The organism is Klebsiella sp. RIT-PI-d (assembly GCF_001187865.1).
Classification (GTDB): Bacteria; Pseudomonadota; Gammaproteobacteria; order Enterobacterales; family Enterobacteriaceae; genus Superficieibacter.
This window is the reverse complement of record NZ_LGIT01000017.1, coordinates 13,503-37,804: the sequence shown is the minus strand read 5'-3', so window position 1 is coordinate 37,804 and position 24,302 is coordinate 13,503. Positions and strand designations below refer to the sequence as shown.

Sequence of the window (24,302 nt, the reverse complement as noted above, 5' to 3'; positions counted from 1 at the left end):
CAGAAAGAGCTGAAGCGGGTTACCGACGAGCGGGACATATTAAAAAAGCCGCGGCATACTTCGCAAAGCCGTCTGACTGAGTTACGACTTTGTCCGTGACAACATCCGTTGTTGGCCTGTTTGCCTGCTCTGTCGGGTGCTGGATGTTCATCCCAGTAGCTTTTACGTCTGACCTTAGCAGCCGCATTCTCAACGCCATCAGGCAGACCTGAGACTGACAGCACAGATTAAACAGTTCTGGCTGGAATCGAGATGCGTCTATGATTATCACAAGATCCATCTGGATCTGAGGGCACGCAAAGGCGAGGCCAGTATCGTGTCGCCCAACAGGCTCCAGCGACAGTTCAATCCGGATGCCTTGGGTGAATGTGGGTAACGTATATAACCTATATCAGGATCCACGAAGAATGGTTGTATCTTGCCGTGGTTGTTGATTTGTTCTCACGCAAAATTATCGGCTAGTTTATGCAATCCCGGATGGCAAAGGACATTGTCCTGAACGAACTGCTGACAGCTCTATGGCGGCATAACCCCCAAAAAACAGGTGCTGATTCATTCGGATCAGGGCAGTCATTAAACAAGCTATGAGTGGTAGTCGTTCCTGAAATCACACGGTCTGTAGGGCAGCATGAGCCGTCGCGGTAACTGCCACGTTAATACGATAATGCGATTGCAGGCTTTTTCCAGTTGTTGAAACGCGAATGGATAAAGAAAAAGATTTACGGAATGCGAGAAGAAGCACGCAGCGATATTTTTGATTACATCGAAATGTTTTATAACAGTAAGCGTCGACATGGTTCCAGCGATTAGATGTCACCAAAAGAATATTAACCTAGCATTATCAATGATTTGTAAGTTTTTAGGTTATCCGTGGTATTCATTCTTTTAGCTAGTTAGGCCTCGTAACAAACTACTGCTCTGCCTGAGGGCAACAAACCCTAACGTAAGCAATCCTCCTTTAAGATCCTTCATAGCCCAAACATTTCATTTCTCAGCTAGAGGCAATGCAAACAATCCAACATCATTGTATAGTTCGAACAATTATTAACTCGCAAGGACGTGTAGATGTCGACTTTTGATAGCACTAAGCTTCCCCTTAAAGACCTTCTCAAAGAGATCATAGAGGGGAAAATTCAGTTACCAGATTTTCAACGAGGTTGGGTGTGGGATGATGAACATGTCCGTAGCCTACTCGTCAGCCTTGGTCGCTCATTTCCTGTAGGTGCAGTGATGCTTCTGGAAACAGGAGGTGAAGTCCGTTTTCAGGTCAGACCGGTGGAAAATGTTCCCTCTTCTGATTTGCCATCCCCAGAAAAACTAATCTTAGATGGGCAGCAACGGTTAACAACATTAACTCAGGTGCTAAAACTTCAGGGCCCAGTGAAAACAACGACCGATAAGGGAAAACCCATCGATCGCTATTACTATATCCATATTCCTACAGCTCTTACGGGAGCGGACAGGCTGGATGAAGCTATTATTGCAACTGATGGTAATCGTCAAATACGCAGTGATTTTGGTCGGAAAGTTGATCTTGACCTTTCAACCCGAGAACTCGAATGTCAGCAGCTTTATTTCCCATGCTCTGAGATCCTTGAGGCGATGACTTGGTTACAAGATCTTTACACCCACAATTCTAGGGCTGTTCCACATTTCTTTGAATTCAAAACACAGATACTGGATGCCTATAACGATTATCAAATTCCCTTAATTGTGTTGAAAAAAAACACTACCAAAGAAGCGGTGTGCCTTGTATTTGAAAAGGTTAATACCGGAGGCGTACCACTGTCTGTATTTGAGCTTGTTACCGCAAGCTATGCAGCTGACGGCTACAATCTTCGTGATGACTGGTATGGAAGTGATGACAGAGGTGTTTCCCCGCGTAAACAGCGCATTTCCGAAGAACAGATCTTAAATGGTATTGAAAGCACAGATTTTCTACAAGCCATCACCATGCTGCATACGCTGGAGAAACGCAAAGCGGATATAGCAGCAGGAAAAACGGGTAAACAAGTATCCCCAGTCAGTGCAAAACGCGCCTCTGTTCTTGAACTTCCCTTATACGCTTACAAAAAGTGGGCTGACGATGTAGAAAATGGCTTCACGTGTACAGCTAAGTTTCTTCGCCAGGAATGTTTTAGTTCTCAGCGTGAGTTACCTTACCGAACCCAGATTGCCCCCCTCGCAGCTGTGATGACCCTAATTTGCAGCAAGGACGAAGAACGTTGGAGAGAACCACAAATTAATCAGAAGCTTGCCAGATGGTTCTGGTGTGGTGTATTGGGCGAACTTTACGGTGGTGCAGTAGAAACGCGTATTGCTAATGATGTTGAAGAATTACTTACGTGGATTGAAAGTAACGGGGACCTTCCTCGAACAATTAATGATGCCAATTTCCAGATCGACCGTCTGGGATCACTCGCATCAAGGCTGAGCGCTGCTTATAAAGGTATAAACGTGCTCGTATTACGAGAGGGTGCACACGACCTCTTCTGGAAATCTCTGATTCGTGACCTTGAAAGTGACGACGTTTCATTGGATATCCACCATATCTTCCCGAAAGACTGGTGTGAAAAGAAAGGAATACCAAGACGTCAGTACGATTCAATCGTCAATAAAACACCAATTTCGTACAAGGCAAACAGGATGATAGGCGGATCAGCTCCATCGGCATATCTGGCCTCACTACAATCACACACCCAAGTACAACTAGATGATGACTCAATGAATGATCTCTTGAGAAGTCATCACATCCCAATTGAACCCCTACGAGCCGACGATTTTGAAGCATTCTATGAGCAGCGACAAAAAGAGCTACTCGGACTGATAGAGAGGGCGATGGGTAAAGCTTTGAGCTAATAGCATCCAACTAAGCGTGATTATTTAGTTGTTAAGCTCAGATTTATCCCCAGACATTCACGAGTCATGTTGAGATCAAGTCTAGCGCATTACTTTGAGCCAAAAGCTGATTTATTTTAAGATATAGAAACATAAAAACACATTGTTAATCAACAAGATAAAGTTATTAAAAACAACCTTAGTAACGGCCGATCCAAACGTTATCGACTACAGTTTCGTGTGTGGGTTATCATTAACTCATTGCATGACCTTATCTATGGAGCCTAGCGCACAATGAGCAATGTTGTTAACGCTTTAGATATTAATGCGAGTAAGCATGCTGTTCGTGGAGACGTCAGGAATGGGCAAGACGTACTTCGTGAGCTCCGGACCAATGAAGTATTTGTAGCTATCGTTGGACCTGCTGGCGCTGGTGCTGGAACTGCGGCTAAAATTCTGAGTGCATTTTTCAAAGAAAATGATTATCAGGCTGAAATTATAAAAGCGAGCACCCTGATACGGCAGGAAGCAGAAAAAGCAGGTCTAGCAGTACCTGCTCAAGGAAGCCGTAAGTCATTGGATAATGTCAAAATAATGCAAGATAGAGGTGATGAGTTAAGAAAAGGAGAACTCTATGGTCGACAAGAAGATCACTCTGCCGTTGCCCGGCTGGTATTAGGAAATATCAGCGAATGCCGAGCGAAGTTACAAGGTAATGAGTTTAATGGTGAACCTGTTGTTCCTAATGGTTTACCACGAGTATTTATTATCGACTCACTAAGACATCCAGAAGAAGTGTCTTTGTTTAGAGAACTTTATCAAGATTCATTTTCCTTGATAGGAATTGTTTGCGATCCAATTCAAAGAGAAGAACGCATACGGAAAAATTTATTTGATCGCTCTGAGATTGGAAAAGCATCTGTTAAGACGCAAGTTAGAGAATTTTTAAACCGTGATGAAAATGCAGAAGAAAAATATGGTCAGCATGTTTCAGATACTTTTTATGAGGCTGATTTTTTTGTTGATAACACTCAAGATGCAAATGAAGATTTGACAATTACAGGCATGAATGATCATTTGCGTCGATTCGTAAATCTTATTACGCAAAAATCTGTTATTAGCCCCACAATCTCAGAAACTGCAATGCACCATGCTCGCTCTTCCCAAATGAGAAGTGCGTGCCTTTCACGCCAAGTAGGTGCTGCATTAGTTAGTTCGGCTGGAAATATTGTAGCAACAGGAGCAAATGATGTCCCTAAAGCTGGTGGCGGTATTTATGGAAATTCTTTCTCGCTGAATGCAGTCAATGACCACCGTTGTGCTTTCCGAGAAACAAAGTATTGTAGTAGCAACAAAGAACAAAATAATATAATTGAAGAATTGATTAATGCTTTCCCTATTTTGGTGAGTGGGCAAGATAAAGACGAGATAATAAAACAGGTTAGAAAAACGAGGCTTGGTGGTTTAATTGAGTTTAGCCGAGCTGTTCATGCTGAAATGGATGCAATACTTTCTGCATCAATTTCAGGAGTGTCTCCAAAAGGTTGCCGGATGTATGTCACAACGTACCCTTGTCACTATTGTGCAAGACATATCATCGCCGCAGGAATTGACGAAGTTCAATTTATAGAGCCTTACCCTAAAAGCAAAGCGACCGAACTCCATAATGATGCAATAGCTGTGAATTCTCTAGATTGGCTTCCACCATCTGAAGGGGGAACTCATGTTCTTTTTCGACCATTCGTTGGCGTAGCGCCAAGATTATACAGACGTGTATTTTTAAAAGTTAGAGATTATAAAAATAAAATTACTGGTGATTTCTCGCTAGGAACACCCGCTTGGGGCAGACCATCTGAAGCATACAAAGAACCTTATTCGTCAATGGAGATAAAACTCTCTTGGCAAGGGGGAAAGAATGATTAACCAAAAGATACGACTAATTTATAGCGATTGCAGTTCAAATGAACAAAATCGCCAGCGTGAGAAAAAATATGCAGTTCCGGGAGATCAGCTTGGGCTATTTGATGACTTTACTACACTAAAAATCATTTTTATTCCTGTAGCTGATATTACTTCACATTTATTTATTAATACCATCGAAAAAAACGAGCCTTATTTACTATTAGACACTAGAGAGTTTCCAGATTTTTTCTCTATTTTTATTTCGACTGAAGATGCTTTAGATGAATTCAAAAAACATAAAATTCAATATGTTAGGTTACCAGTTACAGATACTCAAGACAAAAATGAAGGATCTTGGAAGCAATTGTCTAAACTTAAATCCATTCTGGTCGATCATCTTGAAAGAAAAACGAATTCTCCCATTATAATTCTTTCGAGTACAAAATCAAATCTTGAAAAGATATCGGAAAAATTAATTGGTTATATTAAACAAGAGATTGCACAGGTTAAATTCGAACATGTGATCGACTAATTAGTCCCCACAGAGACAAAGAAGCCAGATCTGTTCTGGCTAAATTATAATAACAATAATAATATATTACCTTTCAATAAATATTTTCAACTTAACTCATACTATAACTCATGCACATCTTACAAAGCCCAAATTATTACATTGATTTCCAATACGTTCATTTCGGATCTACCTAGAGCCCCCTCTAAATACCAGATACATTTACAATTATGCTTTCTGACAACATACTCCTTCGGAGTACAAATAATAATATATATCATTCATATAACATGAGCAGAAGCTAATAAAACTCTCATGAGTTAACCACTAGATTAAAATTAGAAATCATGGGATTGCGGAGATAATTATTCATGATCTAGCGACCCCATTTTAAATAATATAAAATAGTTAAAATCCTAACTCCAGACTAAGTAACCTCTTGCTAGCAGCTTCAGCAGATACTGCTGTAGTCACTCGAATTTCGTGTTTATCCCCAGCATCATTCAATGCATTGACATATGCATCTATAGCTTTGATTTGATTTTTGCTATATGAGGCATCATCATTTGCCGGTCTATATACTATCAACTCATGATGAGTTCTAGGAGCAATATGGCCTTCTTTCTCTTTCACGGTGAGAAGATCTAATAATCGTGATTTATTAATATCAAAATTGTATGAGATGTTTGCTCCAGGAATGAGCTTTCCAGTATTAACGGCAATATTTGGACTTAAAAAGAAAAGCCGTAAATCTCTTGATGAATATCCAGTAGTAAACTTCCCGCGAAAGTATTTTTCAAGCTCAGGAGCATTCGCAACAACGGTATCTTTAAATTTATTTGCCCAACTATCATTTTTATAATTATCTTTATCAATAGGAGCATCAAAATCCAAGGCTGATAGACTTGCAGACATCGACACTGCCTGCCTTAATATTCCAATTATATCTGCAGATAAAGCTGATCTTGGCTCACCTAGTTCTAAACCACTAAATGGGCGCATCCAGCCCTCAAAAGACTGCTTGGTATCCAAATGGAATTGAAGACTTTCAGTCGCTGTTTTTATAAGTTCTATAAATGGATCAGATTTTTCAGCATACATTGCTTTTGCTTTTTCCGGTCTCAAAGCAGAACGGACCATTGCAAAACCATCATGCCCTAATGCCGCTACAGCGATTGTAATTCGCTCCCCTGAAGCCATCATAGGTTCTAGATAAACAGGAACCCATTGTGCTTTATAACGAGGCAATTCCGGAACTTGTTCCAAAAGGCTATCAAAATTAATCATTTAAGTTCAACGCCCCTTGTTCAGGATTCAATTTACGATATAGCTCACTACTTAAACTCTCAATCCGAGCTGTAAGAAAATCAGACAGAGTTTCTCTATACTTGGGCTCAATGTATTCCGGAAATGCATCAGGACCATAGATTGAACTAAAGCCTTCTACATTAGCGGACCACTCCATCATCTCTTGAGCTCTAGCCGTCTTCTCTGTGCTAGAGCCTTGGCACCCTCCATTTACTACATCAAGTAATTGATTAGAATAATAATCGTCTGTCCAATCGCTAGAACTCATCCCCTGAGGAATTGCTAAGCCATGGTCAATCAAAATGAATCCATTACCATCAAAGAGTAAATTTTCATCCCCTCTATCAGGGTTGGCTATCCACTCATCAAAGCACGCAGCTCTAACTAAACCAGGCCATCTTTCAAGCTTGGCGATTATGGCTGCATCATCACAAACTGCCACTTGTTGTAGGTTTGGATGCCCGAGGTCTATGCTGCCAAAATGCCATTTTCCATCAGCGTTAAGTAGTAGAACCGGTTCAGGAATCGGCAGGCCGATTTCTCTACCAATGCAAGAGCAAACCAGTTCAATTGCTAATTCACGGTCAGGAATACTTTTTGCAATGACTGTGAACTCTTCATTATCAATTAGTGCAGTCCCTCTAACAGGGCGTCTTGAACCTATCCCCACCGACCTAAAACCCGGCAATAATCGCCCTATTTTTAATCGTGCCATAATTCCAGATAGTATCCATTTTTTGTGATGTTATCTGAGAATGATATGCAACTAATAACTGATCATTTGAACTGTCACCCAACAACTGTACAAAAACACAGTTCTTTTATCAAGGTAGTTTTATCATCTCACCAACTTATCCATTTATAAACTAACTTACCTATCACTTAGTGTGCAACCTAGACCAGCTGTGCTCAAAGTGTCTCAGTTGCATTCTGTAATCAGTGAATAAAGTTAATGCATTGAATAAATTCAATAATGTCCCTCAATGTACCCATACGCTTTCCGGAACAACTCTTTATCTTTCCCTAGTCCAAACTGAGCCAGAGTCAACAAAAGCGCCTTTTGGATTTCACGTGGGCCACTGTTGGAATTTTGCCAGCCATCAAAGCGGGTAGCTTTCACGATTTTATCAATTTGCTCTACAACATCACCGATTAACTTAGGGGTAGTTTCTGGGCGTGTTTCCAAGAAAAGCTTGGTCAACGCCTGTTTATTATCAGCTTCAGTTACTGGGTGCTCACCCGTTTCGCGTTCGGCTTGTACTGTATCTTTCGCAGCATCCAATAGACCTTTCAACCAGTCGATAGCCTTGATAACACCAGCTTCATAATCCTGACGAAGTTTTTCAAGGCGTTCACCCAAAGCCACAAATTTAGGATCATGACTGCCGCGCAAACGCCCCATAAGATCAATCTCCAGGCGTTTGGCGCGTTGTTCCTGTTCTTTAGCGGTCAGGGTAAAAATAGCGTGCTCGTCCATGATCAACTCGTCAATATCATCACGAATACGGTTGATATCGGTATGCTCATGAATCATCTTAATTGTTTCGGGGCCAAGGGCAGCCCAAACAAGCGCACCTGTCTGCCCCACCGGACGCACCGATTCATAAATTTGCGCCAGCCATTTATAGTCCTGACGATAAGGGGCCAAAAAAGGATCAGGGTTGATAGCCGACCATAACTTGGATAACACCCCAAAACTGGCAGCAAATTCATCGCGTTTTTCGTTGGTTGGCAGGCATTCCTGCGCAGCCATAATGCCTTCAAAACCTTCTATGGACCGATCCACACTAGGGAAGAAGGACAGACATTTATTCAGTTGTAACGGCAATAACTCTTTAAATGCCTCGATTCCCTCTACAACCCCTTCAATTTCTTCAGGGTTGTAGGCCAGAGCGGTACGCAGATTTTCGAAAACGCCGAGGTAGTCGATAATTAATCCCATGTCCTTGCGTACATCATCGGTTTCATACAACCGGTTGGTTCGGCACATGGCCTGAAGAAGAGTATGAGCACGTAGAGGCTTATCGAGGTACATGCAGTAGCAAATTGGCGCATCAAAGCCCGTAAGCAGCTTGGCGGTAACGATGATAAGCTGTAACGGATGCACAGGATCTTTAAAGCATTCAATCAGATCCTTCTGTACCTGCTCTTCCGCATCAATGTGCTGCCAGCGTTCGAAATCGACTTCTTTAACAGGCAGCTTCAACTCATCATGCCATTTAAGCCAGTCCTTGTTGAGCTTATCTTTTTTGCCGCCCTCTTCTACTTTAACCGGAGCCTGGTCAACGTTCATAACCACTTCAACTGCATCAAAACCGAGCTTTTCACCAAGCAAATAATACATCTGCACGCAGGCTTCGCGATCGTATACCACAACCATGCCTTTCATCTTTTTCGGCATAACATGGCTGGTAAAATGCTCAACAATGTCATTACTCACCGCAGCCATACGTCTGGGAGATTTCAGCATAATTGCCAGCTTGCCGGCACGTCTGGACAATGCTGCTTTTTCTTCTTCATTTAAATTATTATCAGTGGCAAGTTGCTCGAACTCATCATTGATGGCATCACGATCCACTCGGAGCTCAGCCAGCCGAGGTTCGAACTTCACCGGGTTAGTCGCGCCATCACGGATCGACTGCTTATAGCTATAGCGACTCATATAGCGACCTGGATCTTCTTCGGCACCGAACAATTTGAATGTATTACGATCAATGCCAGAAATCGGTGTGCCAGTCAGGCCATAGAAGTGGGCATTGGGCAACGCCCAGCGCATTTTCTCGCCTAACCCACCTTCTTGGGTACGGTGAGCTTCGTCAACCAATACAATGATGTTGTCACGGTTGTTCAGGCCATTGGGGTTGCTATCGTCAATGTCGATATCTTTAAATTTAAAGATGGTGGTGATTAAAATGCCACGGCTGTCTTGCTCAATGTATTCGCCAAGTTTTTTACAACTTTGCACTTTAATCAGATTCTTAACGTCGGCCCCACCAAAAGTTTCATTAATTTGACTGTCCAGATCCCTCCGGTCCACAACAATGAGTACCGTCGGGTTTTTTAACGCATTGTCGGCACGCAGCATTTTGGCGGCGTAAAGCATCAGCAAGGATTTCCCCGATCCCTGAAAATGCCAAATCAGACCTTTTTTTGGATAGCCTCTACGAACACGCTCAACAATTTGTTTTGCTGCTTCAAATTGCGGATAACGCGGCAGGATTTTAACGCGTTTAGGTGAAGTATTTTTGCCCATTTTGACGGTTGAAAATAATGCAAAAGATTCCAGTAGCTGCAATAAGGTCTGTGGATGTAACAAACTCTCGCAACTGTTGAGTACCGAAGCCAATCCCGGCAGAATCTCGTCACGAAGCTCAGTATTATGCCAGGGCCCCCAGTCTTTAACTCGGGCATTAATGGCACCATAGGCAAAGGTTTTACCTTCGCTGGCAAAACACAGCAAGTTAGGGACAAAGTAAGATTCAACATTTTTCCAATAGTACTTTTTGCCACCCATGAAGTCGGCGGCACCGTCTTGCCAGGTCACGCTGGGCCGCGTTGCAGTTTTAACTTCGCCTACTACTAGTGGTATGCCGTTCACATAAAGGACAATATCAAAATAGACTTCAGTGGCCGCGATATAGTGGACCTGCTGTGCCACCACAAAGTGATTATTTTCTATATTGTCAAAATCAATCAGATTGATGGTAATATGGTCGCCATTCTCGCCAAACGGCAAGGTTTTGTCGGCCATCAACCATTCCTGGAAGTTTTCATTGGCCTTTACTAAACCGGTATGGCGGGCTTCCAACACCACACCACGCAGCTTATAGATGACTTCATCGGCGTAATCTGGCTGCCTGTCGATATCAGGGTTTAACGAACAAAGAGCGTCTTTTACCCACTCATCAACGAAAATATCCTGCGCTTGTTTAGGCAAATTTTCACCGTGGCAGTATATCCACCTGATCCCGCTTAAACCTTTTAAACGGTCGATAATTCCATTTTCTGTGACGGTTTGTTCGTTAAACATATTAACCAACTAGCTCCTCAGTTATATTTTTCCTTATTTGAATCAAGTTTTCTTTTTTTAAACAAGACTCATCGAAAGCGAGACGGATATTTCTGACTACGCTGCAATACTTGCACCCTTCATTTTTTTCAATTATAGGTATCTTTATGGAAGAAAAACCTTTTTTATTTATTTTTTTCATGCTGCCGCTAGTACCTGCAGCTAACCTTTGAATAGAACACCGCCCTTGTGGAGATAGCAAGTAATTTAATACTAGTTCTTTATTGACATCTGGTTTAAATTTCAGCCTCCACATTGTATCGGGAAATATTACATCCTCACGTTGTTCATTAAAAATTCCACAGAGCCCTACTAGATCAAACGTATTGGCTCTTGAGATCAAAAAATCACCTTTTGACAAAACTAAATTTTTAACAAAATCCTTGTCAACTACAGGCTTCAACCTAGATTTTGTGAAGCCCGACTTAGATAAGCAGCTTAAATTCAAAACATATTTCCCAGTATCTTCCCAATGCTCATTAGGTGAATAACCACTTTCGGGCTGCGATTCCATTATAGTATCAATAGGTGAATAGCCAGTTGAATATGATTTGAAAAAATCATAAGATATAATCCGTTCAAGATTAAATAGACTCTCTGTATAAGACTCCAAGTACTTTAAATTTTGCTCAATTTTTTCTAGTAATTTCAATAACTCTTTTTGCCGTTTTTGTGAAGGAGGAGAAAACTCAAACTCTTTCAAATCCTTCCACTTAGTAAAAGGATTAGTTGACCCTACCTGGACGGATTTAGCATATTCATGGAATTTATCTGAGCTAAGTATATATTTTACAATTCCAGGTATTAGTATTGCATTTACTTCTTCATCAAGTACAAGTGTTGTATTAGCAGCAACACCTTCAAAGTCGGGTTGTGCAACTTTTCTTAGCCTTGGATTTCTGGTCATGTAAAGAATTTCACCAGGCTTGAAATGTCTATGAAAGGTGGGGCCAGCCTCACTTAGTGGAGTTTTCCTCCTAAAAAAAAGATAATCAGTGTCAAAATCTTCTCCTCTCACACAATATTTTACATGTTTTGCAACAGGGTGGGTGATTTTCCTAGGCTGCTCAAACAAAACCTGTTGAAGCTTTATCATTAAATATTTACCTCATAGCCAATCGAAGAAATACCCGATAAGGCATCTGTGACATAGTTTCTTGTTTTAACTCTTGAAGCGAGATATTTTTCAACTGCGTCTTGTGTAGTCGTAGCCTTTGACTCTTTAAAAATAAAGTATAACGCCAAATTCAAGCTGTACTGATTCTTTGCAACTTCATCTAAGTTAACATCTCTTGCTTGCTTTTCTTTTTCTCTACTTGTACATAGCTTAATAATTTTTTCTATGTTTATTTCGGATAGAAAGCTAAAATTCTTGCTTCTAGACAACTCATCCCTACAATTTACTAAGCGAATACTCCCTTTATTTTTCTTATTCTGATTTAAAATAATTACGCAAGACTCCATCGGTGAATTGTAGAAAAGATTAGGCCCTAAACCAATCACCGCTTCAATAATGTCCGATTCAATGACCTGTTTACGTATGGATTGCTCTGAATCGCGGAACAGCACACCGTGCGGCCAGAGCATGGCAGCGCGACCGGTATCAGGCTTCAGGCTTTTGATAATATGGGTGTAAAACGCATAATCAGCACAACCTTGTGGAGGCACGCCATAGAGATTACGCCCATATGGATCAGCAGCAAATTTGTCACGATTCCATTTTTTGATGGAGTACGGCGGGTTGGCAAAAATCACATCAAACTGCTTGAGACGATCGTTTTCAATAAACTTTGGCTCAGCCAAAGTATCACCACGCAGCACATCAAACTCTTCAATATCGTGCAGAAACATATTCATACGGGCGATAGCGGAAGTCAGCAGGTTCACTTCCTGGCCATAAAGGTGCACAGAGCGCCACTCTTCCCCCCTTGCACGAAGATCCATCACTGCATTTAGCAACATCCCGCCAGTACCGCATGTCGGATCATAGGCGGTTTCACCCGGTTTTAAGCCCATAATGCGCGTCATTAAATGCACGACTGTTCGATTGGTATAAAACTCTGCTGCCGTATGACCGGAGTCATCAGCGAACTTTTTAATCAGGTATTCGTAGGCTTCACCAAGATCATCCTGGGCGACAGATTTAATGCCAAGAGGAATTTTACTGAAATGCTCGATAAGATCAGCCAGCAGATGCTCGGGCAGGCGCTCTTTATTGGTCCACTGTGCATCACCGAAGACGCCATGTAAACGCGGGTTATTGGCTTCGATTAGTCGAAGCGCATTCTGGATAGCTTCACCAATGTTTTTACTGGTATTACGGACCTTTTCCCAAGCTGCCTCAGAGGGAATGTTGAAACGGTGAAACATCGGCATGGCGGCATATTCTGCATCACCTTCATGGAGTTCCAGTGCTTCGTTATATTCTTCCAGATAAACATCTGACAGGCGTTTATAAAACAGCAAGGGAAAGACATACTGCTTGTAGTCTGATGCGTCAATTTGGCCACGAAGAAATTCGGCGGCTCCCCAGAGCAGCTCTTCCAGCTTTTTATTACTCATAGTACTCATACCTCAAACCCTTCTTTGATAAACAGGGTTTCCAGCTCCTCTTCTGCTTTTTCCAGATCAGCCAGCTTCCGTTGAAAATCTTTGAGCGCTTCTTCCACAGTGATGGTTTCTTCTTCGAGTGGCTTTTGCACATAACGAGCAATATTTAGATTGAAGCCATTTTCTTCAATATCCTTCATAGGAACCCAGCGCGCAACGCCTTCAATTTCTTTTGCATCTGGCCCCTGTTGCGCCTGGTCATGATAGATTTGGTATATGTCATCGGCCTGCTTGTTGGACAGCGTATTCTGCGCACGCCCCTTGGTATAAATTTCTTCAGCATTGATGATCAATACATGATCTTTATGCGCTGCCGGCCGTGATTTGCGCAGCACCAAAATACACGCAGGAATACCAGTGCCATAGAATAGATTGGAAGCGACACCAATAATCGCCACAATGCGATTTTCTTGCAGCAATTTGGTTCGAATTACCCCCTCAGCTCCGCCGCGAAACAGCACACCGTGAGGCAATACGACAGCCATACGTCCATTGTCGTTAAGTGAAGCAAACATATGCTGCACCCAGGCAAAATCACCATTTGTTTTAGGCGCCAGACCATATTGCTTACGGCCATAGGGATCGTTCGACCACAGATCGTATCCCCATTCCTTCAAGCTAAATGGTGGGTTGGCAACAACGCAGTCGAAGGTTTCTAAACGGTCACTTTGTAAAAACTTAGGTTCACGCAGCGTATCCCCGCGAACAATATCGAAATCTTCCTGCCCGTGCAGGAAGAGATTCATACGCGCAATAGCTTCTGTAGTCAGGTTCTTTTCCTGACCTTTGATTTTTAGCAAGCGCGGATCGCCACCGCTTTCTTTTACATGGTGAATGGTTTCAAGCAGCATCCCGCCAGTACCGCAAGCAGGATCGTAAACGCTCTCACCAGCTTTTGGATCCAGAATATTGACCATTAAACGAACAATGGTACGTGGGGTGTAGAATTCACCAGCTTTTTTGTTGGCTTTGTCTGCAAAACGTTTGATTAGATACTCGTATGCGCGGCCCATATCATCGTCACGAACACTTGCAACACCCAAGTTCACCTTATTGAAGTGATTAAGTAGCGTAGCCAGTAACTCATCTGAAAGGCGTTCTTTATTGGTCCAGCTGGCATCGCCAAAAATGCCGTGCAGTTTAGGGTTTGCCAGTTCTATACCACGGAAGGAGTCTTTTAAGGCTTGGCCAATGTATTTGGTCTCCGCGAAAACATCGCGCCAGTGGCAATTCTCTGGTATCTGAATGCGGTGAAACATCTTCCCCTTGGCAAGCTCTGCATCCTCAACCTTCTCCATCGCATCGGCAAATTCTTCGTCATATACATCACAAATGCGTTTGAAGAATAGGATTGGGAATATGTACGTTTTGTAATCTGACGCATCAATAGGCCCAGTGATAATATGGGCTGCATGCCAAAGATGGGCCTCGAGATCCTTTAGGTTAATCAGTGTCATTAATTTTTCTCTGTACGATTCTGCGAAGCAGGAACCTTTTGCAGTAAATCGTGTATTTCACAGTCAAAAAGCACGCAAAGCCTTTCTAATGTATCCAGGTCCACCTTCTGAGCCGTCTCTTTGTAAAGCAAAGTGATAGTGTTGCGACTCAGGCCAGTTTCCCTGACAACATCAGCTATTCGCATCTTATGTTCGCCCATGAGCCGAGCAAGATGGCAGCGGATCATAATGGTCCTTATCGTTGTGCTTAACGATGCAAATCGTAACCCAAAATGCGAAAAAAATAAAAAAATTCAAGCTGAAATGAAATTACATCAGTTGGGAAAACACGTTTGGACAGGAAGACATGTATATTTAACATGTTTAAATTCAGGATACATGTCGGGCATAGATACCCGACATAGGTTTCAGTGAGGTCATATGTCAATTAGTGATACTTTGGACTGCAGGAACTTATAACAAATTATTGCTATCATTTTTTGTCTTTAGAGTAATCAAACGGACTCACCCCCCTTCTCCCTATTCGCATCCAGAAAATCAGCCCACCACTGCAACATTAACCTCCTCTCCCCCAGATGCTCTGCCTTATGAATGTAAGCCGCACGCACAGTGTTACGCTCCTGGTGACTCATCTGCCGCTCTACGGCATCCCTCGACCATAGACCCGATTCAATCAATGAGCTACAGGCCATTGTCCTGAAACCATGCCCACAGACTTCCGTTTTCGTGTCATAGCCCATCACTCGTAGAGCCTTGTTCACCGTGTTCTCACTCATGGGTTTACGCGGATCGTGATCTCCTACGAAGATCAGGTCACGGTTCCCATTCATGCTTTTGATCTTTTCCAAGATAGCGAGAGCTTGTCGCGACAAAGGAACGAGATGAGGAGTCCTCATCTTCGAACCACGTTGAGAATGCTTAACACCTTCCAGCGGTTCACGCTCACCAGGAATCGTCCACATAGCCGTTTCAAAATCGACTTCTGACCAGCGGGCAAAACGCAGCTCGCTTGAGCGGATAAAAACTAACAAGGTAAGTTCGACAGCAAGTCGGGTTAATGGTCTTCCAGAATAGTGATCGATACGGTGAAGCAATTCAGGTATACGATTGAGTTCCAGAGCAGCACGATGCTGTCTTTTCGCCGTAGCCACCGCACCGGCAATCTCTTGAGCGGGATTGTAATCGATTAAGCCGCTCTGAACAGCAAAGCGCATAATCGCGGTAGTACGCTGTTGCAAACGAGCCGCGACTTCGAGACGCCCGGATGACTCCACCGCTTTGATGGGTACAAGAAGATCCCGCGTCTTCAATTCAGCAATGTTCCGCTTACCGATGACAGCAAAGAGATTATCTTCGAGGCTTTTCAACACGCGAGCACTGTGCGACTCAGACCATTTCTGATTACTGGCATGCCAGTCTCTGGCGACCACTTCAAACGTTATCGCCTCTTGCTCCTGTTCTACCTTAACCGCTTTCTTGTTTTCACTGGGATCGACGTCGTTAGCTAAAAGCTTACGCGCTTCGTCTCGCCGCGATCGAGCATCAGCTAACGAAACTTCAGGATACTTCCCTAGCGCCAGCATCTTCTCTCTACCACCGAAGCGATAACGCAGTCGCCAATATTTGGAACCGTTGGGGTGAACCAGCAATACCATGCCGTCGCCATCAGTCAGCTTATAGGCTTTTTCTTCAGGCTTAGCCGAACGAACCTTCACATCACTCAGAGCCATGATGAGTATCCTTTCAAGGGTTCTGTGTGGGTACAAACATTATCGAACCGGGAAATACCCGCAGTTGTACCCGCATCAGTAAGTTGATGTGGATTGAATCAGGTTGACTTAGGTTGAGTGAAAAAGCGAGGAAAGCCTTGCGGATACTGGATTTCAGGCACAAAAAAAGTCGCCCTTAAGCGACTTTTTCTTGCATCATTTGGTGCCGAAGGCCGGACTCGAACCGGCACGTATTTCTACGGTTGATTTTGAATCAACTGCGTCTACCGATTTCGCCACTCCGGCACGGAAAGGTATGCGGAAAACGTTGTGGATTATACCTGTCACGCGCCACCATGCAAGCAACGTTACACACACCCGCTACCAAACGATTACTTTTTCATCGACATGACACATTACCGGCGCCCTCCACTTCCCGCTTACATAAGATCCCTCTGGTTTCTGCCCGTATCTCGCACGAATGAAGAAGGCTGGAGGCATTAGTCGGGTTTAGCGTTCGTGACCTAAGAGAGTAATTACTGACACCACCAGGGCTGGCAGCGTGCGGCCACCTGAGGCGGCCGCTTAACGTGTAAAGACCGGATTAAATACCGAGTACGAACTGGGCAATTTTGAAGTAAATAATCAGCCCGGTGCCGTCAATAAAGGTGGCAATAAAAGGTGCGGAGACCACTGCCGGATCAATATTCATTTTTTTAAGCAGCATAGGAATAATCGACGAAACGACAGCCCCCCAGACTGTTATTGCAACCAGAGTCAGGCTGACTACGACGGTGACGTCCGTGCCTACACCCATCATCCAGGCCCGAACCCAGGCCGCCAGCCCAATAGTGATCGCGATGAGTACCGAGGTGGAAACCTCTTTACGGATCACCGAGCCGACGTTTCTCAGGCTAACTTCACCTAAGGCCAGCGCGCGTACTAATGTCGAGGTGATCTGGGTGCCGCTATTGCCCCCGGTGCCGATAAGCAAAGGGATAAAGAACGCCAGGGCAATCACAGACTCCAGTTGCTCTTCAAAGGCTTTCAATACATTGCCGGTATAGGCTTCCGCGACAAAGAGCATCATGAGCCAGGGCGCACGCTTACGCCAGAGCGACCACACGCTGGTTTCCAGATAGGGTTTATCCAGCGGAATACTTGCCCCCTGACGTTGCGCATCCGCCGTATTTTCGTCTTCTACCAGCTCCGCCAGCTCTTTCTCTCCCAGAACGCCTATCAGGATTTTATTTTGAACAACCGGTAACACATCCAAATGCTCACTGATAATTTGGTGCGCCAGCTGGCTGCGCTCATCTTCAGGCGCAGCCTGGGTATAAGCGCAATTCATCATCATACTTACAGGTGCATTAGTATCTTCGCATTGCAGCAAATTTTTTACTGATAGCATTCCGCGCATTTGATGATGTTCGGCGGTTACGAAAAGCCATGCCGGTATTTCGTCAGTTTTTAGTTGATCGAGAAAATATTTCCGTGCTTCACCCACGGTGAATTGGCTGGAGACGGTAATAAAATCGGTATTCATATAGGATGCTACCGATGATGATTCTTTATCGGCATTAGCAGTGGAAGGCCAGTCAGCCTTTTTGTAGTGTAGAGTGTGAGCCATTTTGTTGCTGGTCCCTATTTCTGTTTGACTTCAACAGTGAATCGCATAGGGGCGTAACCAGAGAGGGAGTGTAGAGATCCTATCTCCATCGAACAGGTTTTAGCACTATACAACGTATCCACATGGATGATGCCATGCTGGAAGTTACTTTGGGCAATACCTTCATGTCGATAGAGCCTGTCTTAACCTTGGGTATCTCTCGATATCGTCAGATCAGTAACCTGTGTTTGTATAGGAGCCTCGCCAAACGAGATACTGCATACATATTGCCCGTGTAATATAAAGTATTAACGCAATAACGACGCATCTTTTTTCTATTTTATTGATTACGTTTAAGCATCATTTAATAAGTCAATTACTCCATCGCATCCTGGCACCTTCTATTGATTAAAAATAACGTATTACCATAATCCACTGGTTACTTAATTCTTAGAGTATCAGAAGGATATAGAACCTACCCCGGCGATATCGCCGCTTAGCGATCCCACGATCATCGTCCGGTTTAATCTGCATTTATCAAAATAATCATAAACTTAAAAAACACTAATGGCGCGATGTTGCCTGAATGTAAATAGTTGACTTGTTATTGAAGTATCCATTTTTGATTTATAACCCAGCAGGTTATAACCATTATTCACAGGAGAGTAGAGTGAGCAAAAAAATAGAAAATTATACGGAGGCGGCTGGCGGGTGGGGAGCTGTCAGAGCAGTGGCGCAGGCGCTGCGTGAGCAAATGAATATGCGTCACGATGTCATTGCATTGTTTGATATGAATAAGGTGGATGGCTTTGATTGCCCGGGCTGCGCCTGGCCCGATCCAAAACACACGGCCTCGTTTGATGTCTGTGAAAACGGCGCTAAAGCTATGGCCTGGGAGGCCACCGATAAACGGGCTACGCCCGATTTTTTTGCCCGCCATACCGTCTCTGAACTGTTAACCTGGAATAGTTTTGATCTGGAAAATAGCGGCCGTCTTACCCATCCGATGAAATACAACCCGGAGACGGATTGTTATCAGGCCATCGACTGGGAAACCGCTTTTAATGAAATCGGCACCCAGCTTCGCCAGTTCCCCGATCCTAATGGGGTGGAGTTTTATACCTCCGGGCGCGCCTCTAATGAAGCCGCCTTCCTCTATCAACTGTTCGCGCGGGAATACGGCACCAATAATTTCCCGGACTGCTCCAATATGTGTCATGAGTCCACCAGCGTCGGATTAGCAAACAGTATCGGGGTAGGTAAAGGGACGGTGGTACTGGACGATTTTGACCGCTGTGACCTGATTATCTGCATCGGCCATAACCCCGGGACTAATCATCCCAGGATGTTAACGTCCCTGCGGGCTGCCTCACTGCGCGGTGCGAAAATCATTGCGATAAATCCTCTCCAGGAGCGTGGGCTGGAGCGCTTTATCGCGCCGCAAAATCCGGTGGAAATGCTGACCAACCGCGCCACCCCCCTGGCCAGTGACTATTATCATGTGCGGATTGGCGGCGATACCGCGCTGCTAAAAGGGATGATGCGCCTTATCATTGAGCGCCACGAACATCACCTTGCCCAGGGGCAAACCGGTATTCTGGACGAGGCATTTATCACTGAGCATACTCAGGGCTACGATGAACTGCGGAACGACTTACTCAATACCGACTGGCAGGATATCGAATCTATTTCCGGCCTTGATCGCGAGCAAATTGACGCGCTTGCCAGCGCCTATATCGCTGCCGATAACACCATCATCTGCTACGGCATGGGTATCACCCAGCATCAGCACGGCACGCAAAACGTTCAACAACTGATTAATTTGCTGCTGCTCAAAGGCAACATAGGCAAGCCCGGTGCCGGGATCTGCCCGTTACGCGGCCACTCCAATGTGCAGGGCGACCGTACGGTTGGCATCACTGAAAAACCCAGTGCGGCGATGCTTGGCAACATTGAAAAAACCTTCGGCTTTGCGCCACCCAGAGAATCTGGTCATGCCGCCGTGGCCACCATGCAAGCTATCTGCGCAGGCAGCGCCCGGGCGCTGTTTTGCCTTGGCGGAAATTTCGCCGTCGCCATGCCCGATAGTCATGCCACCTGGCAGGCGGTAAAACGACTGGATTTATCTGTCCATCTGGCCACCAAACTGAACCATTCCCACCTGTTAACTGCCCGGGCCAGCTATCTTCTTCCGGTGTTAGGCCGCACTGAAATTGATATGCAATTGAGCGGCGCACAAATAATAACGGTTGAAGATTCTATGTCGATGGTCCACGCCTCTCGTGGCGTACTCAAGCCTGCCAGCGAACATTTAAAATCTGAATGCGCCATTATCGCGGGTATCGCGCAGGCGACGCTGCCGCAAAGCGTGATCGCCTGGCAAAGCATGATTGATAACTACGCGCGCATTCGCGAAGGGATTGAAGCCGTGTTCCCCGACTTCGCCGATTACAATCAGCGTATCGCGCAGCCGGGCGGCTTTCATCTGCCCAATGCGGCGGCAGAGCGCCGGTGGCTGACCAAATCCGGTAAAGCCAATTTTATTCCGACACTTAGCCTGCAGGAGGACCCGGCTTCGGCATTCAACAGCGAGCTGGTGCTGGCGACAGTACGCAGTCACGATCAATACAATACTACCCTGTATGGCATGGATGACCGCTATCGTGGGGTATTTGGGCAACGGGACGTCGTTTTTATTAGCCCTACGCAGGCGCAAAAAAGCGGGGTGAGCGCCGGCGATAAAGTTAATCTGATAGCCCTGGAGCCGGATGGTACTCCAAGTGAACGCCGCATGGATGGCCTGAAGGTAGTCATTTATTCGATGGCAGACCGTTCGCTGGTCACTTATTTCCCTGAATCAAACCACATGCTGACGCTGGATAATCATGATGCCCACTGCGGCATTCCGGCGTATAAAAGTATTCCGGTAATGATGGAGAAACAGCGTGTAAGTTAACTACGCTGTGAGTAATAAAGAGCGGACAGCCCGGCGGCGGCTTTACCCGCCATCGGGCCAAAGGCTGCGGCTAAGATGGGCGGGGTTGTCGTAACGCGCACGTCAAAGAGGCAACAGTAGCCATATAGCGTGGCTACTGTTTTTCCGTCCGGGTATGAAAGGCAAGGCGGGAATGAAAATAGGCCTTAACGCTTTCCCCCATTCCATGGATCTTCTTGTCAATCTGCTGGCAGAGAAACTCATCGTTATTAAGGGCTCTCACTCGCTGTAGCGCAAACTCATCAATCTCTGCCTTTTGCTTTTCACTTAAATCACTCATCGCTCTGATCCTGTTTAATCATCAAAAGGGATAATTTAATGCGTATATCGCACCCGTGCCAGTGCAAGCGAAAGGGCGTTGTCCATTGGTATAATAAACGTCGAAAAAAGCAGCCGTTTTCACATCATTCCTAAAATGCCGATGCCCTGCCGGTCATGCCCTCTTCGGCCAAGCGTGCCCTCTTCCGATACTCTACACTTCCCATTCAACACCACACGAGGGGTAAAACATGTCGACAATTAAAAGCTATGCCGCAAAAGAAGCCGGTAGCGATCTGGAACTGTACGAGTACGACGCAGGTGAACTGCAGGCGCAGGATGTCGAGGTTCAGGTAGATTACTGCGGGATCTGCCACTCGGATTTGTCGATGATCGATAACGAGTGGGGAATGTCGCAGTATCCGCTGGTAGCCGGTCATGAGGTGATTGGTCGCGTGGTCGCGCTGGGTCGTGACGCGCAGGATAAGGGCCTGAAAGTGGGTCAGCGCGTGGGGATCGGCTGGACGGCGCGGAGCTGCGGTCACTGCGATGCCTGTATCAGCGGCAATCAGATTAACTGTCTGGAAGGCGCGGTGCCGACCATTTTAAACCGCGGTGGATTTGCCGATAAGCTGCGCGCGGACTGGCAGTGGGTGATCCCGCTGCCGGAGAGTATTGATATTGAATCTGCCGGTCCGCTGCTGTGCGGTGGCATCACGGTGTTTAAACCGCTGCTGATGCATCATGTGACCGCCACCAGCCGCGTCGGGGTGATCGGTATTGGCGGGCTGGGGCATATTGCCATCAAGCTGCTGCACGCAATGGGCTGTGAGGTGACGGCGTTCAGCTCCAATCCGGCGAAAGAGCAGGAAGTGCGGAAGATGGGCGCGGATAACGTGGTAAACAGCCGCGATCCGGAGGCGCTGAAAGCGCTGGCAGGTCAGTTCGATTTGATTATTAATACCGTAAACGTTGATCTGAACTGGCAGCCCTATTTTGAAGCGCTGGCGTACGGCGGTAACTTCCACACGGTAGGTGCGGTGCTGAAACCGCTGCCGGTGCCGGCGTTTACCCTGATTGGCGGGGACCGCAGTATCTCCGGTTCGGCGACGGGTACGCCGTATGAGCTGCGCAAGCTGATGAAGTTTGCCGGTCGGGCGAAGGTTGCGCCGATCACCGAAGAGTTCCCGATGTCGCAGATTAATGAGGCCCTGAAGCACGTGCGCGAGGGGAAAGCCCGTTATCGCGTGGTATTGAAGGCGGATTTTTAAGGCAGGCTCAGGCGTAAATGCCGGGCGGCGCTACGCGTGCACCGTCCTGCGGTCAGAGTGCCTGAGTAAGCGCGTTTAACTGGCCGGGGAGATCCCCCGGCCTTTTTTATTACTCTTTTACCAGCGCGGCAAAGACCTCTGCCACCGCCACGGCACCCGGATCGGTAACGCCGTCGAGGTTCTGGCTGTTAACGTAGGATGAGCGACCCGCGCCGGCTTTTTGCATTTTGGCGGTGTCGTCTGCCCCCTGCCGGGCGGCGCTGGCTGCCGCGTTGATGTCGCTGTCCCGCAGCGCCTCCAGGGCCGGTTGCAGGGCGTCGATCAGCGTGCGGTCACCGAGATCCGCACCGCCGTAGTGTTTCATCTGTTTAAGGCCGGTGAGCAGCGCGTCCGGGAGCGATGCACCGTCCTGTAAGGCCTGTCCGGCAGCGGTAAAGAATATCGACATCAGTACGCCGCTGGAGCCGCCCATCACCGTTGCCAGCCGCTCGCCGATCAGTTGCAGGAGATGGGCCGGATGATTGAGCGGCAGTTTACCCTGCTCAAGCTGTTGAGCAATGTCGCGCGCGCCTTCGGCAAAGGTGGAGCCGGTGTCGCCATCGCCCACTTTGGCATCCAGCGCGTTGAGCCGATTTTCAAGGTCGATTAACGTGCGGGTGGCCGTGGAAACGATGCTTTTTACCTGCGGATTGTCGGACGGTTCGACCTCCAGGCTGTCGTGAACTTTACTGTACGTGGCCGTCTTTAACGGCACAAAGGCCACCGGCTTCTGCCAGCCGATGGTCTCAACGTCGGCGTTTAATGCCTGCTCAAAACGATCGTTAAGACGCAGCAGGGAAAGCGAGAATCCTTTCATATCCAGCGAACTGACCAGCAGTGCCGGGCCAATTAGACAGGCTATCTGGTTCTCCAGCGCCGAGTGCGCCAGCTCTTTGGTGAGCAGCGCCATCTCAAGGGCTGACACGCCGCCGAGGTTATTAATGAGCACGGCAAAGCGCCCTTCACCTGCCCGTTCGCGCAGCGGGGCGACCAGCGCGTCAATAATCGCTTTGCTGTTATGGGTGTTGAGCGTGGATGCGCCCGGCTCACCGTGGATGCCCAGCCCCAGCTCGGCCTGACCAGGCGGGATGCGGCCCTCTTCATCGTCGCTGCCCGGCAGGTTGCAGGTCTGCATGGCGACGCCGAGGCTGTAGAGGTTATCGCAGGCCTCCTGGGCTATATCGTGGACCTCCTGCAAACTCTGGCCCTGTTCGGCGGCGTAACCGGCAATTTTATGCACCAGCGCCGTTCCGGCAATGCCCCGCGGCTGCTTGTTGTCCGGCAGCGCAATATCGTCGGCCACAATGACCATCTCGACGTTCAGGCCGTGACGTTTGGCTTTCTCGGCGGCAAGACCAAAATTAAGGCGATCGCCGGTGTAGTTTTTGACGATCAGCAGACAGCCACGCTCGCCGGTGACGGCAATAATGGCGTTGAGTACCGCATCAACGCTTGGGGAAGCAAAGAGATCGCCGCAGACGGCGGCGGTAAGCATCCCTTTACCTACAAAGCCGGCGTGGGCCGGTTCATGACCGGAGCCACCGCCGGAAATCACCGCTACGCGGCTTTTATCCCAGTCGGCGCGAGCCACAATGCGGATGGCCGGATCGATGTCGAGACGCACGAGGTTAGCCTGTGGCGCAGAGCGGACAATCCCTTCGATTGCGTCGTTGACGAGATGCTTACGGTCGTTAAAAAAGAATCTGGACATAATTTCCCTGAAGTA

At 46.3% G+C, this 24,302-nt stretch carries 15 protein-coding genes, 1 tRNA gene, 2 pseudogenes and 1 riboswitch; of the genes and pseudogenes, 6 read left to right on the top strand and 12 right to left on the bottom strand.

What is annotated here, in order from left to right:
- Nucleotides 1-178: 178 nt before the first annotated feature.
- From AC791_RS20990 to AC791_RS17545, 4 genes and pseudogenes are all read left to right on the top strand, one after another.
- Nucleotides 179-810: pseudogene (locus AC791_RS20990) on the top strand (IS3 family transposase); the annotation flags it as partial.
- A 255-nt stretch (nucleotides 811-1,065) separates the two neighbouring features.
- The gene (locus AC791_RS17555) at nucleotides 1,066-2,859 is read left to right on the top strand and encodes a GmrSD restriction endonuclease domain-containing protein (protein WP_049841775.1); all 1,794 of its coding nucleotides are present in this window, start codon (nucleotides 1,066-1,068) and stop codon (nucleotides 2,857-2,859) included.
- 273 nt (nucleotides 2,860-3,132) lie between these two features.
- A complete protein-coding gene (locus tag AC791_RS17550; protein WP_072094403.1) occupies nucleotides 3,133-4,761 on the top strand; it encodes an anti-phage dCTP deaminase in 1,629 nt (542 codons plus the stop codon).
- A complete protein-coding gene (locus AC791_RS17545; protein ID WP_049841774.1) occupies nucleotides 4,754-5,272 on the top strand; it encodes a hypothetical protein in 519 nt (172 codons plus the stop codon). The genes AC791_RS17550 and AC791_RS17545 overlap by 8 nt, the downstream gene beginning before the upstream one ends.
- A 387-nt stretch (nucleotides 5,273-5,659) precedes the next feature.
- On the opposite strand, the gene AC791_RS17540 is transcribed toward AC791_RS17545, so the two are convergent.
- The 10 genes and pseudogenes from AC791_RS17540 to AC791_RS17495 form a co-directional block, all read right to left on the bottom strand.
- A complete protein-coding gene (locus AC791_RS17540) occupies nucleotides 5,660-6,538 on the bottom strand; it encodes a hypothetical protein (RefSeq protein WP_049841773.1) in 879 nt (292 codons plus the stop codon).
- Nucleotides 6,531-7,274, bottom strand: coding sequence for a HipA family kinase (locus AC791_RS17535; protein ID WP_049841772.1), 744 nt, complete (start codon nucleotides 7,272-7,274; stop codon nucleotides 6,531-6,533). The genes AC791_RS17540 and AC791_RS17535 overlap by 8 nt, the downstream gene beginning before the upstream one ends.
- Nucleotides 7,275-7,526: 252 nt before the next feature.
- The gene (locus tag AC791_RS17530; RefSeq protein WP_049841771.1) at nucleotides 7,527-10,589 is read right to left on the bottom strand and encodes a type I restriction endonuclease subunit R; all 3,063 of its coding nucleotides are present in this window, start codon (nucleotides 10,587-10,589) and stop codon (nucleotides 7,527-7,529) included.
- Nucleotide 10,590: 1 nt separating this feature from the next.
- Nucleotides 10,591-11,724: a restriction endonuclease subunit S gene (locus tag AC791_RS17525; protein WP_049841770.1), complete on the bottom strand. Its 1,134-nt coding sequence runs from the start codon at nucleotides 11,722-11,724 to the stop codon at nucleotides 10,591-10,593.
- Nucleotides 11,724-13,190 carry a type I restriction-modification system subunit M gene (locus tag AC791_RS17520; protein ID WP_049842029.1) on the bottom strand — a complete coding sequence of 489 codons (1,467 nt, stop codon included), beginning with the start codon at nucleotides 13,188-13,190 and terminating at the stop codon, nucleotides 11,724-11,726. The genes AC791_RS17525 and AC791_RS17520 overlap by 1 nt, the downstream gene beginning before the upstream one ends.
- Nucleotides 13,191-13,195: 5 nt before the next feature.
- The gene (locus tag AC791_RS17515; protein ID WP_049841769.1) at nucleotides 13,196-14,695 is read right to left on the bottom strand and encodes a type I restriction-modification system subunit M; all 1,500 of its coding nucleotides are present in this window, start codon (nucleotides 14,693-14,695) and stop codon (nucleotides 13,196-13,198) included.
- Nucleotides 14,695-14,922, bottom strand: coding sequence for a helix-turn-helix domain-containing protein (locus AC791_RS17510; RefSeq protein ID WP_001608810.1), 228 nt, complete (start codon nucleotides 14,920-14,922; stop codon nucleotides 14,695-14,697). Before AC791_RS17510 ends, AC791_RS17515 begins: the two co-directional genes overlap by 1 nt.
- Before the next feature lie 245 nt (nucleotides 14,923-15,167).
- Nucleotides 15,168-16,425, bottom strand: a pseudogene (locus AC791_RS17505) (tyrosine-type recombinase/integrase).
- Nucleotides 16,426-16,625: 200 nt separating this feature from the next.
- Nucleotides 16,626-16,710: transfer RNA gene (locus tag AC791_RS17500), tRNA-Leu, on the bottom strand.
- A gap of 298 nt (nucleotides 16,711-17,008) precedes the next feature.
- Nucleotides 17,009-18,034 carry a magnesium transporter gene (locus AC791_RS17495; protein WP_049841768.1) on the bottom strand — a complete coding sequence of 342 codons (1,026 nt, stop codon included), beginning with the start codon at nucleotides 18,032-18,034 and terminating at the stop codon, nucleotides 17,009-17,011.
- A gap of 76 nt (nucleotides 18,035-18,110) precedes the next feature.
- A riboswitch (M-box (ykoK) riboswitch) is annotated at nucleotides 18,111-18,293 on the bottom strand.
- Nucleotides 18,294-18,683: 390 nt separating this feature from the next.
- On the opposite strand from AC791_RS17495, the gene AC791_RS17490 reads away from it, so the two are divergent.
- On the top strand, nucleotides 18,684-20,969 hold the full coding sequence (locus tag AC791_RS17490) for an FdhF/YdeP family oxidoreductase (protein ID WP_049841767.1): 2,286 nt from the start codon (nucleotides 18,684-18,686) through the stop codon (nucleotides 20,967-20,969).
- 133 nt (nucleotides 20,970-21,102) lie between these two features.
- Here the strand turns inward: AC791_RS17490 and AC791_RS17485 are convergent, their stop codons facing one another.
- Nucleotides 21,103-21,288 (bottom strand): hypothetical protein, encoded by a 186-nt coding sequence (locus AC791_RS17485; RefSeq protein WP_049841766.1) that lies wholly within the window; start codon nucleotides 21,286-21,288, stop codon nucleotides 21,103-21,105.
- A 229-nt stretch (nucleotides 21,289-21,517) separates the two neighbouring features.
- On the opposite strand from AC791_RS17485, the gene ahr reads away from it, so the two are divergent.
- Nucleotides 21,518-22,537, top strand: coding sequence for an NADPH-dependent aldehyde reductase Ahr (ahr, locus tag AC791_RS17480; protein ID WP_049841765.1), 1,020 nt, complete (start codon nucleotides 21,518-21,520; stop codon nucleotides 22,535-22,537).
- A gap of 109 nt (nucleotides 22,538-22,646) precedes the next feature.
- Here the strand turns inward: ahr and AC791_RS17475 are convergent, their stop codons facing one another.
- Nucleotides 22,647-24,287, bottom strand: coding sequence for a glycerone kinase (locus AC791_RS17475; RefSeq protein WP_049841764.1), 1,641 nt, complete (start codon nucleotides 24,285-24,287; stop codon nucleotides 22,647-22,649).
- Nucleotides 24,288-24,302: the final 15 nt, after the last annotated feature.